Here is a 14,080-nt window from a genome sequence, read left to right on the forward strand (position 1 = left end):
CCGCGACGCGCGGAGCCGCTCCTCCCCCGCTGTCGGACTTCCGGCGCTACCCTGGGGGCATCCTCACAGGATTCTCTCAGAAGGGGTTCCCCGTCATGTCTGAAGCAGTCGCAGAAACGAAGTCTTTCTTCAAGTCCATCCGCGTCGCTCTCGCGGTCTCCGGCGTGCTCGCGCTGCTCGCGGGTATCGCGTTGCTCGTCTGGCCGGTGAAGTCCGCCGTCATCGTGACGGCGATCTTCGCGTCGTACTTGATCGTCGCGGGAGTCGTCTACATCGGCCTCGGCATCTTCTCCCGCGCCAAGGGCGGCTGGTCTCGCGTCGGCCACATCGTCCTCGGCCTGCTCTACATCGTCGCCGGCGTCATCGCGTTCTTCAACCTGAACGTCGCCGCCGCCACCCTCGCGCTGGTCGTCGTGATCTTCATCGGCGTGAGCTGGATCGTCGACGGCGTCGTGGCGCTCTCGCTGCTCGGCAGCGATGGGTCGCGAGTGTGGACCGTGATCTACGCCATCCTCAGCATCATCGCCGGAATCATCGTCCTCTTCTCGCCGGTCATCGCCGGATTCGCGCTGTGGCTGCTCCTGGGCATCTCGCTCGTCGTGCTCGGTATCGTGCAGATCATCCGCGCGATCACGCTGGGCAAGGATGAGAAGGCGTTCACCACGGGCGCTGCCGCCGTCTGATCTCGGATACGCACGACGCCCCGGACCTGCCGAGCAGGTCCGGGGCGTCGTGGCGTCGGACGACTATTCCGCGGCGAAGGCGCTCACGTCGCCGACGAGGCGGGTGTTGTCCGCGGGGACGGGGTCGATGACCGCCTTGGCGACCTCGGCGGCGAACTCGGACACGTTGTAGAGACGGCCGGCGGATTCGCGGCGCTCGGCGATCGCCCCGGGGTTCGCGCGCTCGAGCAGCGTCGCGGTGATCGTGCCCTCGATCATGTCGCCGGAGACGACGGTGAAGCCGATCCCCTTCTCTGCGAGGCCGGGGATCAGTTCCCGCAGCGCGTCCTCGCCGGCCCGCTTGGACAGCGCGACGGGCTCGTACTCCGGCATCGTCGGCGTCGTGCGGATGAAGTGCGCCTGGTGGCTGGTGACGAACACGACGCGTGCGCCATCCGACAGCAACGGGGTCGCGGCGTTGAGGACGTTGAGCTGCGCGTCCCGGTTGAGCGTCAGGGCGTAGTCCTCGGCCATCCCCGACTCCATGCCGCCCGAGGCGTTGAGGACGAGGACGTCGAGACGCCCGTACTCGGCGCGGACGGCGTCGAACATCTCGGCGATCGACGCCGGGTCGGTGAGGTCCGCGCCGACGACGAGCGCCCGGCGGCCCAGCTCGCGCAGCTGCGCTGCGAGCTTCTCCGCGCGCGGTGCCTTGTTCCGGTAGTTGATGACGACGTCGGCGCCGGCCTCGGCGAGGTACCGCACGGTGTCGGCGCCGATCCCCCGCGATGAGCCGGTGACGAGGGCCACCTTGCCGTCGAGGGATCCTGCGGGAAGAACGTCGGTCACGGGTGACTCCTCATGGTGCGTGGAACGCCGTGAGCGCACGGCACTCACAGATTACCAAGGGGGCGCGGTGCCGACCGGGCCGGCGCCGCTGCGCGTGGTACGTTGACGGCAAAGGAGGCCGCATGGACAACTTCTCGACGTTCGTCACGTTCATCGACCACTGGGCATGGATCGGGTGGCTCGTCCTCATCGCCGTCTTCCTCGTCATCGAGATGCTCTCCCTCGACTTCACCTTCCTGATGCTGAGCTTCGGCAGCGTGATCGGACTCGTCACCGACTTCGTCGGGCTCCCGGTCTGGATCCAGATCCTGATCGCCGCCTTGGCATCCGCCCTCTTCATCCTCTTCTTGCGGCCACCGCTGCTACGCCGACTGCATCGCGGAGCCGACCCCACCCGCTCGAACGTCGAGGCCCTCGTCGACCTCCGCGGCATCGCGCTCAGTGAGATCACGCAGATCTCCGGCCAGGCGAAGCTCGCGAACGGCGACACCTGGACCGCCCGAACCACCACCCCGATGGCGATCCCCGCGGGGGCGCCTGTCGCCGTCAGCGCGATCAACGGCGCGACCGCCATCGTCCGACCCCTCAACGACTAGGAGCACGCGTGGACGACGCATCGATCATCCCGACCGTGATCATCTGGATCCTGGTGATCGCGGTCATCATCTTCGTGATCGTCACGATCGCGCGGGCGATCCGCATCATCCCGCAGGCGACCGCCGGCGTAGTGGAACGACTCGGCCGGTATCACAAGACCCTCTCCCCCGGCCTCAACATCCTCGTGCCCTTCATCGACCGTCTGCGGCCGCTGATCGACATGCGCGAGCAGGTGGTCTCCTTCCCGCCGCAGCCCGTGATCACCGAGGACAACCTCGTCGTCTCCATCGACACGGTCGTCTACTTCCAGGTGACCGACGCCCGTGCCGCCACCTACGAGATCGCGAACTACCTCGGCGCCGTGGAGCAGCTCACCACCACGACGCTCCGCAACGTCGTCGGCGGTCTGAACCTCGAAGAGGCGCTCACGAGCCGCGACAACATCAACGGCCAGCTCCGCGTGGTCCTCGACGAGGCGACCGGCAAGTGGGGCATCCGCGTGGGCCGTGTCGAGCTCAAGGCGATCGACCCGCCCGTCTCGATCCAGGACTCGATGGAGAAGCAGATGCGCGCGGAGCGGGACCGCCGTGCGGCGATCCTGACCGCCGAGGGGACGAAGCAGTCCGCGATCCTCGAGGCGGAGGGCCTTCGTCAGGCGGAGATCCTCCGGGCCGAGGGCGACAAGCAGGCAGCGGTCCTTCGCGCCCAGGGTGAGGCGGAGGCGATCCAGAGCGTCTTCACCGCGATCCACCAGGGCGCTCCGGACGACAAGCTCCTCGCCTACCAATACCTGCAGATGCTCCCGAAGATCAGCGAGAGCCCGTCCAGCAAGCTGTGGATCATCCCGAGCGAGCTGACCGAGGCGCTCAAGGGCATCGGCACCGCCTTCACCCCGAAGACCGGGCCGGGTTCGACCACTCCCCCCGCTGGCGCGTGACCCACCCGTACTTCGTCAAGGCCGAGCAGCCCCGGATCCTGGCCCATCGCGGTCTCGTGACCGCCGAAGGGCGGGAGTCCGGGGTCTGGGAGAACACGGCGGCCGCCTTCGCCGCTGCTCATGCCGCCGGGGCCGAGTACATCGAGACGGACTGCCAGGTCACCGCAGACGGCGACGTCGTGCTCTTCCACGATCACGACCTCCGGCGTCTGGTGGACGATCCGCGCGCTGTCCACGAGGTCCGGACAAGGGAGCTGAGCGCGCTCTTCGCGGAGCACGGCGGTCTGCTCACCGTGGCCGAGGCGCTCTCCGCGTTTCCGGAGACGCGCTTCAACATCGACGTGAAGACGCCGACCGCTGCGGCTCCCCTGGGGCCCGTCCTGGCCGCGCACACGCACCGTGTCCTGGTCACCAGCTTCTCGGACGCCAACCGGCGCGCGACGGTGGAGGCCGTGCGACAGACCGGCACCGGGCTCCGGCCCGCCACCTCGGGCGGGAGCCGGACGATCGCGGCGCTCCGGACGCTGTCCGCGATGCGCCTCTCCCCCGGCCGGCTGCTGCGGGAGATCGATGCCGTGCAGATCCCGGAGCGCCACGGGGCGCTCACAGTGCTGACGCCGGCCCTCCTCCGCGCCGCCCACCGCCTCGGTACCGAGGTCCACGTGTGGACGGTGAACGAGGCGGAGGACATGCGCCGCCTCGTCGACGCCGGTGTGGACGGCGTCGTGACCGACCGCGCCGACCTCGCCGTCGCCACGCTGCGGACGGTCTGAGCGCCCTTTATCCTCCGGCGCTGGGATTCCGCTGTGAATACCGGGCAGAACGCCCCCACGTGGATGAAGCGCACAGGCTCGAACGTTATACCTGACAGCGACGAGAGGACCACACAATGGCAGATCGCAGCCTGCGCGGCATCCGACTCGGCGCCCAGAGCCTACAGAGCGAAGAGGGCGTCGTTTTCATGGAGCGCCGTGAGACCACCTACACCTGTGACACCTGCGGACACGACACCACGCTCATGTTCGCAGCCGATGCCGAACCGCCTCAGACCTGGGAGTGCCGTTCCTGCGGAGCGGAAGCCCGCCTGAAGGTCGACGGCGAGGCCGTCACCCTCGAGGTCACCGACGAGAAGGCCGCCCGCACCCACTGGGACATGCTCATGGAGCGTCGTACCCGTGCGGAGCTGGAGGAGCTTCTCGAAGAGCGCCTCGCCTACATCCGAGCCCGGCGCGGTGCCGGCGAGGACCCCACCCGAGAGAAGATCGGCGCCTAGCGCCGACGGGCGCGCCACCACCCGAGACCGAGCGCACCCAGACCGCCCCAGAGCAGCACCTGCTGCAGCCAGGGGCCCAGGACGATTCCCGCCGTGAGGCCGGAGCGGAGTTCGACATCTTCGAGCATCGCTCCGGCCTCATCCGCGTCCAGGCTGGTGACCGTGCGACCGTCCGGGAGGATGACCTGGCTCGTGCCGACCGTGGAGATGTTGACGACGCTCCGGCCCGTCTCGATGGCGCGCATCCGAGCGAAGGCGAGCTGCTGCAGGTTCTCGTCCGTGCCGCGGAAGTCGGCGTTGTTCGTCTGGAAGACCAGTACTTCGGCGCCGCCGTACAGGCCCTCGGTGATGACGTCGTCGTAGATCACGTCGAAGCAGATCGCGAGACCGACGCGGACGTCGTCGACCTCGACGATCGGCGGGTTGGTCCCCGGGGTGTACTCGCGCTGGATCAGCCCGATGAGGTCGGGGACGAGGGCGTTGAAGAAGGCCCGATCCGGCACATACTCGCCGAAGGGCACGGGGTGGCGCTTGTCGTGCTTCTGAGGCGCCGTGGCGTCCGGCAGCCACAGCATCGACGTGTTGTAGTAGAGGTTGCCCCGACCGGTGGCGGCATTGGCGAGCAGCGGCGCATCGATGCGGTTCGCCACGAGGGTCATCCGCCGCGCGATCGCGGAGTTCGCGAACGGATCCGTGTCCAGCCCGCCCTCCGGCCAGACGAGAAGATCGACGTCCTCGCCGTAGAGGGGCTCGGTCGCCTCCGTCTGCGCCTGGACGACGGCGAAGGGTTCGCGCTGGTCGAAGTAGCCGGTCGGCCCGTTCCCCTGCACCGCGGCGATGCGCATCGATCCGGACGGCGTGGTCGGGAAGAGCGGGGTGAGGAAGAGGATCAGGACCAGTGCGACCGGCGCGAGGAGGGTGACCGGCCGCCGCCACAGCCCCGTGCGGACGATCTCGATCACCATGGCGACGAGGAAGACCATGAGGAAGCTCAGTCCGCTGACGCCCACCCAGGAAGAGAGCGCCGCGAGCGGGCTCTCCGCCTGGCTCATCCCGAGACGAGCCCAGGGGAAGCCGCCGTATGGCCACCAGCCGAGGAACAGCTCCCTCCCTACCCACAGCGCCGCAACGACCGGGAGGGTCAGCAGGCGACCCGCGGTGCCCGGCCAGGCCCGGGGCAGCCACCGGTAGGCAAGGGTCAGCGGGATCAGCGCCACGGCCGTGAGCGCGCCCTCGACCACGCTCAGGGCAGCCCAGGGCAGCGGCCCCAGATATCGAGACGTCCAGGACACGAGCAGGGCGAAGAACACGATGCCGTAGACCAGTCCCACGAGCAGTGCGCCACCGGCCCGTCGACCGATCAGCGCGAGCAGCAGCAGCCCCGTGGCGGGGAAAGCCAGGATCCAGATCGCCGCTTCGGGAAACGCGAGGTCCATGAGCAGCGCAGCCAGGGCGGCGACGGGTACGGCGGCCCACAGGGGCAGGAGGGCGCGTCGGCGAACGGGAGCTTCGATCATGCGGGCGGATCTCACATCGAGGAGTAGGCGACGATGCCACGGCGCACACCGTCGAGGGCTGCCCGGGCGGTGCGTGCGAGTGCGGCGTCCTCCGCGACGATGGACAGCTGATCGAGGAGGTCGATGGTCTGCTTCGCCCATCGCACGAAATCACCGGCCGCCATGTCCGCGTCGATGAGCACGCGATCGAGCATGCCGCCCCGCGCCCACGCGTGCATCGCTCCCGCGAGTCCCGCGGCCAGCGGCTCGCTTCCCGGCAGCTGGTGGTCCTGCTCCAGGTCGTCGAGCTCGGCCCACAACGCGGTCGTCTTCTCGTATGCCGCTCGGAAGGCACCCCGCGGGAGGCCCCGCTCCCCCGCGTTGGCTTCGTCCCGACGCGGCTCGTACACGAGGGAGCACGCCATCGCCGCGAGTGACGGGGCGTCCAGTCCCTTCCAGAGCCCCTGACGCAGCGACTCGGCCACGAGTAGATCGCGCTCACCGTAGATCCGCCGCATCGTGCGGCCGGCGTCGGTCAGGTGCATCCCGTCCTCGTCGCGACGCACATAGTCCAGCGTCTCCAGCACCTCGACGACACGGTCGAAGACGCGAGCCACCGTTCCCGTCCTGGTCTCGATCTGACGCCGCGTACGGTCTGTCTGTCGCTTGAGCTTCCAGTAGCGCTCGGCCCAGCGAGCGTGCTTCTCGCGGTCGGGGCACCGATGGCACGGGTGGCGCTGCATCCGCGTGCGGAGCGTCTGGATGCGCTTCATCCGCTTGTCCCGGGCGGCACGGGGAGCCTGGGTGTCCTGTCGATTCTTCTTCTCGAGATCGCTCAGCTCGCGGCGGATGGCGGCGTACTCCGGGAAGTCGCCGTGCTCGCACGCCATCGCCGACTGGTAGCCGGCCAGCGACTCCTCGGCCTCCCGCACCTGTCGGGCCAGGCCGACCACGGCGCGGTCGGCCTGGAACTGGGCGAACGACGACTCCAGGATCTGCCGCGCCCTGGCCTGCCCGAACAGATCGATCAGGTTGACGGCCATGTTGTACGTCGGCCGGAAGCTGGAGTTGAGCGGGTAGGTCCGCCGCGATGCGAGGGCGGCGACGGCCTGCGGGTCCATGCCCTCGGTCCACTGCACGACCGCGTGCCCCTCGACATCGATGCCGCGGCGCCCGGCGCGGCCCGTGAGCTGCGTGTATTCGCCGGATGTGATCGCGACGCGCGCCTCTCCGTTGAACTTCTCCATCTTCTCCAGCACGACCGTGCGCGCCGGCATGTTGATGCCGAGGGCCAGCGTCTCGGTCGCGAAGACGACTTTGAGCAGTTTGCGCCGGAACAGCTCTTCGACGACCTCCTTGAAGGCAGGGAGGAGGCCGGCATGGTGGGCGGCCACGCCCCGTTCGAGGTTGTCCAGCCACTCCCAGTAGCCGAGCACCCCGAGATCCTCGTCCTGCAACGTGCGGGTGCGTTCCTCGACGAGGGCCCGGATCTCCGCGCGCTCCTCCGACGAGGTCAGGCGCAGGCCGGAGCGCCGCACCTGCTGCACCGCGGCATCGCAGCCCACGCGGCTGAAGATGAAGAAGATGGCGGGAAGGAGATTCGACCGTTCCAGCAGCTCGACCACGTCAGGGCGGTCCATGCGCTCGATCCGGTGCGCGTTCGCGGCGCGCACGGGGCGGCGGCCGCCCCGTGGCGGTCGGGCGGCCTGGCGCCCGGCGTGGCGATTGCTGCGATACGACTGCGCCTGGCGGTTGCTCTCGTAGGTGGAACCCGTGAACGAACGGATGCGCATGAGCTCCTGGTTCACCTGGGCCGTGGCGATGCCCGCCCGGTCGTCGAAGAGCGGCAGCAGGTCGTCGCGTACGAGCACGTGCTGCTCCAGCGGCACCGGACGGATCTCGGAGACGATGACCTCGGTGTCTCCGCGCACGGTGTCGAGCCAGTCGCCGAACTCCTCGGCGTTCGACACGGTCGCGCTCAGCGAGACCAGCCGCACGCGGGGCGGGAGGTGGATGATGACCTCTTCCCACACGGCACCACGGAAGCGGTCGGCCAGATAGTGGACCTCGTCCATCACGACGTAGCGCAGGTCGCGCAGCGCCGCGGAGTCGGCATAGATCATGTTCCGCAGCACCTCGGTCGTCATGACCACGATGCGGGCGTTGCCGTTGATGTTCGTGTCGCCCGTCAGCAGACCGACGTCGTCCGCGCCGTAGACGTCGACGAGCTCACGGAACTTCTGATTCGAGAGCGCCTTCATCGGCGTGGTGTAGAAGGCTTTGTCCGTCGCGGTCTGCATCGCCAGGTGGATGGCGAACTCCCCCACGATCGTCTTCCCGGCACCCGTGGGGGCTGCCACGAGAACGCTGCGTCCGTTCTCCAGCGCGTGGCATCCGGCGAGCTGGAACGGGTCGAGCTGGAAGCGCTGGCGCGAGGCGAATGCTGCGGTCTCCGGGTGCGCCGCGCTCTCCTGCGCCTGCGCGTATCGCTCGGACGGCGAACTCATGGGGCGTCCGGGATGAGTCCGGCGGCGGTGTCCTGCTTGCGCTTGCGCCGGTCGAAGAGGAGGGAGAGCCCTGCCGCTGCGAAGAAGAGGACGATGAGGATGCCGGCCAGCATCAGCATGCTCACGACGTCCGCCGCGGGCGTGGCCAGTGCGGCGAAGATCGTCGCGATGAGGATGGCCACCCGCCACCCCTTCAGGATCGCTCGGCCCGACATCACCCCTGCGAGGTTGAGCGCGACGAGGAAGACGGGGAGGACGAACGAGATGCCGATGACGATCATCAGCTTGAACACGAAGTCGTAGTACTCCTGTGCGGAGTAGAAGTTGGTGCCGCCCTCCGGGGTGAAGCTCCACATGAGCTCGATGACGTGCGGCATGATCTGCACCCCGAGATAGCACCCCGCGAAGAACAGGGGCACCGCGGCGACGACGAAGCCGACCGTGTAGCGGATCTCCTTGCGGGTGAGACCGGGCATGATGAAAGCCCAGATCTGCCACAGCCAGACGGGTGCGGAGAGGAACAGGCCGATCGTGAGGGCGATGCGCATGCGCATGTCGAACGCGGACGTCACTGTCCCGAAGTTCAAGGCGCTGAAGTCATCACCGCGCTGTTCCGAGATGATGCGGATCGGACCGGTGATGAAGTGGATCACCGGATCCGCGATGAGGAACGCCACCACCATGCCGACGACGAGAGCGATCGCCGCGTACATGAGGCGCTTCCGCAGTTCGACGAGATGGGCTCCCAGCGACATCCGCCGATCTCGCTCCGCCGTCGGCGTCACGGCCGGTTCGATGGCTGCCACGGCCGTCAGGCGCGAGGCGGGGTCTCAGGGTCGGTGCCCGAGTCCTTCACCGTCGTGGGCTCCGCGGGTGCCGACTCGGCACGACTCGCGTCCTCTTCCTTCATGGCCTTCATCTCACCCTTGAAGACGCGGGCCGACTGGCCCATGCTCTTCGCGAGAGCCGGCAGCTTGGCAGCGCCGAAGAGAAGGAGGATAACGGCCAGCACGATGAGCAGGTGCCAGCCTTGCATTCCAGCGAACATATCGACAATCCCGTCGTAGGGGGGCTTTCCGCCCCAGTCTACAGATCAATCCTCGGCATCAGGCCGGTGGTAGAGCGCGAGTCCGGCGGCGGCCCACTCCCGTGTGGCAGCCCGTGCGATGCCCGGATCCGTGACCTCCATCGCGCCGCCGAAACGGGCCGCGAGCCGCTTGATGCTGCGAGGGTCCGCGAGGTGGAGGTGCGTCGTCACCATCCCATCACCCGTGCGGAGCGTCTCGGCGGGCACGAAACCGCTGAGCAGCGGAGCAAGGCGCTCCGGGACACGGACGGTGACCTCCCGCTCCTCCTCCAGCCCCGCGAACGCCTCCGGCACCCGGTCGCCGCCGTGCGTGCTGGGGATGTCGGTGAGGGTGGGTGCGCTGACGCGGTCGAGGTGGAACGTGCGCATCGCCTCGCGCATATGGCACCAGCCCTGCAGGTACCACTGTCCGTTCGTGATGAGGATCTGCACCGGATCCACGGTGCGCGTGGTGGGCTCGGCGTCAGGGGCCTGGTAGGTGAACGAGACGGCCACCCCGTTCTGCAGGCCGCGGGCGACGACCTCACGCACCTCGTCCACCGCGGTCGGGGCGACGACGACATCAGCCGGCGCATCGGCGGCTCCCCGCGAGAGCTTCGAGATGAGGCCGGCGACGAGACCGGAGTCGGATACGGCCGGCACGGCGGCGACCATCTGCAGGCCGGCGAGCAGGGCCGCGGCCTCACGCGCCGTGAAGCGCGGGACGCGACGCAGGGCCACGTCGTTCGTGATCTCGATGACGTCCTCGAGATCGAGGAGATCCCAGTTGATGTCGAACATCTCCTGCGGCTGCTGCCAGTAGCCCGCCTCGCCGGGAAGGCCGATGACGGTCAGCTTCTCGACCATCGCCCGCATCTCCCGCGGGGTCACGCCGAACTCCTCGGCGGCCTCGGCGAGGGAGACCTGCCCGTGCTCGAGCAGGTACGGGACGAGCGTGAGGTAGAGACGCACGCGCTCTGCGGCGAGGAGGGGCTTGGGTGCGGCGCTCATGCGGGCACCTCCGTATCCGTGTGGGCCTCGACCACGGCGCGCAGGCGGCTGATCACCGCGTCCCTGAGCGATGCCGGCTCCACGACTCGGACCTCGGGTCCATAAGAGGCGAGCTCATCGGCCAGGATGTGCAGATCGACGAAGGGCACGTGGATGCCCTGGGCGGCGGGGGTCGCCCGTCGGCCCAGGCGCAGTGCGGCTTCGGTTCCGGGTGTGACCTCCAGCAACGCCGAGTTCTCCGCGGCGACGCGCTCGAGACCGCTCAGCGCCCGCTCCCCCGCGCCCTCGCGCAGCGCGGGGTCGAACGTCGTGGCACTGACCACGACCTCGCCGACGATGCGGCTCAGCAGGAACGTCCGGTCCTCTTCGATGTCGACGTCGACGCCGTACACGTGCCAGCGCGCCTCGTAGTCCACCAGTGCGAGCGGGCGGATACGACGCCGACGAGGGGCGTCCTCTCCCGGCTTCAGATAGTCGAAGGTGACCACTCTGCGGCGTTCGATCGCGTCCTGGAGCGGGCCGAAGGCGGCATCGCGTGCGGTGATGCGCGGCGCGAAGCCGATGATCGGCTCGTCGCCGTCGATGCCGAGGGCGCGGATCTTCCGCACTCCGGACTGCGCGTCTCCCGAGACGGACTCCGCGCTCCAGACACTTCCCGCGAGGCGCAGGACAGCCAGCTCCGCAGGGGAGAACTCGATGTCTCCTGGCAGGTCGTATTCCGCCTGCGGGATGCGGTACCTGGCCTCGCGGAGGTCGTTCGGGTCCGCGGCGTCGCCGATCGTCTCGATCGGGACGCCGAGCGCACGGAGCTCGTCCTTGTCCCGTTCGAACATCTTCTCCAGGGCATCCGAGCGTGTCCCGGCATCCGCGCGCTGGCGATAGCCGGAGACGTTGTCGAGGATCTGCTGCTTGGTGAGCCCGATCTCCGTCGCCATCAGCGCCACGACGAGGTTCGTCAGGCGCTCTTCGGCAGGGATCCGGGCAGCCATCAGGGTGCGGAGACCGGGGACACGCCGAGGATGTCGACCACGACGGCCATCGCGGAGGAGGTCTCGGTCTTGGGGAGCACGACGAGGACCTGGGAGCCGACGGGCTGCCCGACGAGCGCGTCAGCCACCGGCGCCGCGATCTGTCGGATGCCGTCGGTGGCGGACTGTCCCCAGGTGCTCTGCAGGACGGACTTGTCGTCCCAGCTCACCGCGGTGAAGTGGACGAGCGGCGTCTGGTCCGCGGTCAGCTTCTCGCCGTCTCCACGGATCAGCGTCTGGACGACCTGCTCGTCCGGGGCGGCGCTGTCGGGGATGATGATGCCCGGGGTGCCGTCATCGGCGCGCACGACGGTCGGCATCCCCTTCGCGTCGTTGAACTGCAGGGTGCCCTCTGCCTTCGGGAGGAAGGCGTCGACGACGTCGATGACGAACACCGCGATGTCGTCCTGGCCCATGCCGAAGCCGCTGAGGTTCGCCTCGCCGAAGTCTTCCGGGGTCAGACCCGCCACGATGCGGGTGCCGCCGGTCGCGCACTCCATGGCGTCGGCGAGCCCGGGAGACTGTGTGGCCCAGGAGCCGATCGTCGACGCGCGGGTGCTCTCCTCGTCGTACGTCGTCTGGAAGATCTGCTCGCCGGTCGCACCGTTGTAGATGGAGATCTGGGCGATGAGCGGCTGGGCGTCGTCGACGAGCGCACGACCGTCCCCCGTCACGACGTCGGCGTAGGACGTCTCCGTCAGGCGGACGGGCGCGAAGATCTCGACCTCCGGCTCGGACCCGACGTCGCCGGTGACGGTGACGGCACTGTCGATGCCGTTGGCGTGCCCGTCGCGATCGCACGAGGCGTCAGCGGACGATGCGGTCACGCTGCACCCGGTCAGGGCGAGGGCGGCGAGGCTGAGAGAGGCCAGAACGGCGGACGTTTTACGCACGCGCTCCAGTCTATTCCGTCGTGTGCTCGGATTCGCGCGATGCCGCGGCCAACCGCGCGCCTTCGGCCGCCTTCCCGGCCTCCCTGGCACGTTTGCGGAGGTTCTTGTCCGTGATCTCGCGATCACCCACCGCGCCCGGCGTCCACAGTTCGACGTCCTCGTCGCCGTAGCTGCTCTTCGAGGCGCGACGCTTCACCGACGGAGCCACGGCGCCGGGAGCGAGCCGGCGAGCCGTGAGCAGGAAGCCGGTGTGCGCGACCATGCGGTGGTCCGGCCGGACGGCGAGCCCCTCCACGTGCCAGCCGCGCACCATCGTCTCGGATGCCTCCGGGTCGGTGAAGAGGCCGGTGCCCCGGATGAACTCGGCAACGCGGGAGAGCTGTGTGGCAGTGGCGATGTAGCAGAGCACGACACCGCCGGGGGTCAGCGCGTCCGCGACCGCCTCGATGCACTCCCACGGCGCGAGCATGTCGAGGACGACCCGGTCGACGGTGCCGGGCTCGACTTCCTCGGGCAGCGCGGCGACGAGGTCTCCGACGACGACCCGCCAGGAGTCGGGGCGCTCCCCGAAGAAGGTCTCGACGTTCGCCTGGGCGACCTCGGCGAAATCCTCGCGGCGTTCGAAGGAGAGCAGGCGTCCGGCAGAGCCGACGGCTCGCAGCAGCGACAGCGACAGGGCGCCCGAACCGACTCCGGCCTCGACCACGGTGGCGCCGGGGAAGATGTCGGCCTGCATGACGATCTGCGCCGCGTCCTTCGGGTAGACGATCGCGGCACCGCGGGGCATCGACATCGCGAAGTCCCGCAGCAGCGGCCGCAGCGCCAGGTACTCGTGCCCGGAGCTGTTCGCCACGACCGAGCCATCGGGGAGCCCGATGAGGTCTCGGTGCCGGAGGACCCCGTGGTGCGTGTGCAGCTCGCCGTCTTCGCGGAGCGTCACGGTGTGCAGGCGACCCTTCGGGCCGGTGAGCTGCACGCGGTCGCCCTCACGGAAGGGGCCGCTGGGGCGCGGGGCGGATGTGGTCGTCATCGGGTGGCCTCCGTGATCGCGGCGCGGGAGCCGAAGAGCTCCACGAGGTCGGCGGCACCACGGCCGTCGAGGGTCGGCCACAGCTCATGGGCACCGAGGCCGTCGAGCGGGACGATGTGGGGCACGCCGAGCGTCAGAGCGCCGGAGGCGAGGCCCGCGCGGAGACCGGTCGGGGAATCCTCGATGACCACGACCTCGGCGATGTCGACGTCGAGGAGCGCGGCGGCCTGGAGGTACGGCTCCGGGTGCGGCTTGGGGTTGTCGACGTCGTCTCCGGCGACGACGATGTCGAAGGCCTCGAACTCGATCAGCCCGACCACGTCGAGAGCCATCCGGCGCAGCGACATCGTCACCAGCCCGGTCGGGATGCCGGCGGCACGGAGGTCGCGGAGAAGCTCCTGGGCGCCGGGCCGGAAGGGCACGCCCTGGGCCCGCAGCGACTCCTGCACGGCACTCGTCAGATGGGAGACGATCGCCTCCGGGGCCATGTCGACCCCCGCGCCCTGGAGGATGATCGCGCTGTCGATGAGGCCGCTGCCCACGAGCTGCAGGGCGTCCTCATGGGACCACCTGCCGCCGAACGACTCCACCAGCGCGGTCTCGGCCGCCATCCAATACGGCTCGGTGTCGACCAGTGTTCCATCCATGTCCCAGAGGACCGCGCGGGGCTTGTTGCTCACTGAACCCATGCTAGCCGGGCCCGCCCACATCCCCTCGACGCGGGCTAGCCT

At 69.1% G+C, this 14,080-nt stretch carries 15 protein-coding genes; 5 read left to right on the forward strand and 10 right to left on the reverse strand.

Going from position 1 to position 14,080, the window contains the following annotated elements; all coding sequences use genetic code 11:
- The first annotated feature begins 95 nt into the window (after nucleotides 1-95).
- On the forward strand, nucleotides 96-683 hold the full coding sequence (locus AB0N68_RS11195; protein WP_101845765.1) for an HdeD family acid-resistance protein: 588 nt from the start codon (nucleotides 96-98) through the stop codon (nucleotides 681-683).
- Nucleotides 684-746: 63 nt separating this feature from the next.
- Here AB0N68_RS11195 and AB0N68_RS11200 read toward each other — a convergent pair whose 3' ends face one another.
- Nucleotides 747-1,511, reverse strand: coding sequence for an SDR family oxidoreductase (locus tag AB0N68_RS11200; protein WP_259951525.1), 765 nt, complete (start codon nucleotides 1,509-1,511; stop codon nucleotides 747-749).
- Between the two features lie 122 nt (nucleotides 1,512-1,633).
- Here AB0N68_RS11200 and AB0N68_RS11205 point away from each other — a divergent pair, with 122 nt between their 5' ends.
- From AB0N68_RS11205 to AB0N68_RS11220, 4 genes are all read left to right on the forward strand, one after another.
- The gene (locus AB0N68_RS11205) at nucleotides 1,634-2,107 is read left to right on the forward strand and encodes an NfeD family protein (protein ID WP_025103445.1); all 474 of its coding nucleotides are present in this window, start codon (nucleotides 1,634-1,636) and stop codon (nucleotides 2,105-2,107) included.
- 8 nt (nucleotides 2,108-2,115) lie between these two features.
- Nucleotides 2,116-3,045 carry an SPFH domain-containing protein gene (locus AB0N68_RS11210; protein ID WP_025103444.1) on the forward strand — a complete coding sequence of 310 codons (930 nt, stop codon included), beginning with the start codon at nucleotides 2,116-2,118 and terminating at the stop codon, nucleotides 3,043-3,045.
- Nucleotides 3,042-3,818: a glycerophosphodiester phosphodiesterase family protein gene (locus AB0N68_RS11215; RefSeq protein WP_259951527.1), complete on the forward strand. Its 777-nt coding sequence runs from the start codon at nucleotides 3,042-3,044 to the stop codon at nucleotides 3,816-3,818. Before AB0N68_RS11210 ends, AB0N68_RS11215 begins: the two co-directional genes overlap by 4 nt.
- Nucleotides 3,819-3,934: 116 nt before the next feature.
- Complete coding sequence (locus tag AB0N68_RS11220) at nucleotides 3,935-4,318, forward strand: RNA polymerase-binding protein RbpA (protein WP_025103442.1); 384 nt, start codon at nucleotides 3,935-3,937, stop codon at nucleotides 4,316-4,318.
- Here AB0N68_RS11220 and lnt read toward each other — a convergent pair.
- The 9 genes from lnt to AB0N68_RS11265 are packed head-to-tail and all read right to left on the reverse strand — an operon-like array spanning nucleotide 4,315 to nucleotide 14,029.
- The gene (gene lnt / locus AB0N68_RS11225) at nucleotides 4,315-5,835 is read right to left on the reverse strand and encodes an apolipoprotein N-acyltransferase (protein ID WP_313366726.1); all 1,521 of its coding nucleotides are present in this window, start codon (nucleotides 5,833-5,835) and stop codon (nucleotides 4,315-4,317) included. The two genes, AB0N68_RS11220 and lnt, sit on opposite strands and share 4 nt — an antisense overlap.
- Nucleotides 5,836-5,846: 11 nt before the next feature.
- Entirely contained in the window at nucleotides 5,847-8,321 is a 2,475-nt protein-coding gene (locus AB0N68_RS11230; RefSeq protein ID WP_187661463.1) for a DEAD/DEAH box helicase, read from the reverse strand.
- Nucleotides 8,318-9,076, reverse strand: coding sequence for a twin-arginine translocase subunit TatC (gene tatC, locus AB0N68_RS11235; RefSeq protein ID WP_259951710.1), 759 nt, complete (start codon nucleotides 9,074-9,076; stop codon nucleotides 8,318-8,320). Before tatC ends, AB0N68_RS11230 begins: the two co-directional genes overlap by 4 nt.
- A 56-nt stretch (nucleotides 9,077-9,132) precedes the next feature.
- Entirely contained in the window at nucleotides 9,133-9,369 is a 237-nt protein-coding gene (gene tatA, locus AB0N68_RS11240; RefSeq protein ID WP_101845779.1) for a Sec-independent protein translocase subunit TatA, read from the reverse strand.
- 45 nt (nucleotides 9,370-9,414) lie between these two features.
- Nucleotides 9,415-10,398, reverse strand: coding sequence for a helix-turn-helix transcriptional regulator (locus AB0N68_RS11245; protein WP_259951530.1), 984 nt, complete (start codon nucleotides 10,396-10,398; stop codon nucleotides 9,415-9,417).
- The gene (locus AB0N68_RS11250) at nucleotides 10,395-11,387 is read right to left on the reverse strand and encodes a helix-turn-helix transcriptional regulator (protein WP_187661461.1); all 993 of its coding nucleotides are present in this window, start codon (nucleotides 11,385-11,387) and stop codon (nucleotides 10,395-10,397) included. The genes AB0N68_RS11245 and AB0N68_RS11250 overlap by 4 nt, the downstream gene beginning before the upstream one ends.
- On the reverse strand, nucleotides 11,387-12,319 hold the full coding sequence (locus tag AB0N68_RS11255; protein WP_259951531.1) for an FKBP-type peptidyl-prolyl cis-trans isomerase: 933 nt from the start codon (nucleotides 12,317-12,319) through the stop codon (nucleotides 11,387-11,389). Before AB0N68_RS11255 ends, AB0N68_RS11250 begins: the two co-directional genes overlap by 1 nt.
- Before the next feature lie 10 nt (nucleotides 12,320-12,329).
- Nucleotides 12,330-13,349 (reverse strand): tRNA (adenine-N1)-methyltransferase, encoded by a 1,020-nt coding sequence (locus tag AB0N68_RS11260; protein WP_259951532.1) that lies wholly within the window; start codon nucleotides 13,347-13,349, stop codon nucleotides 12,330-12,332.
- On the reverse strand, nucleotides 13,346-14,029 hold the full coding sequence (locus tag AB0N68_RS11265) for an HAD family hydrolase (RefSeq protein ID WP_259951533.1): 684 nt from the start codon (nucleotides 14,027-14,029) through the stop codon (nucleotides 13,346-13,348). The genes AB0N68_RS11260 and AB0N68_RS11265 overlap by 4 nt, the downstream gene beginning before the upstream one ends.
- Nucleotides 14,030-14,080: the final 51 nt, after the last annotated feature.

Source organism: Microbacterium meiriae, from assembly GCF_040685015.1.
Taxonomy (GTDB): domain Bacteria; phylum Actinomycetota; class Actinomycetes; order Actinomycetales; family Microbacteriaceae; genus Microbacterium; species Microbacterium meiriae.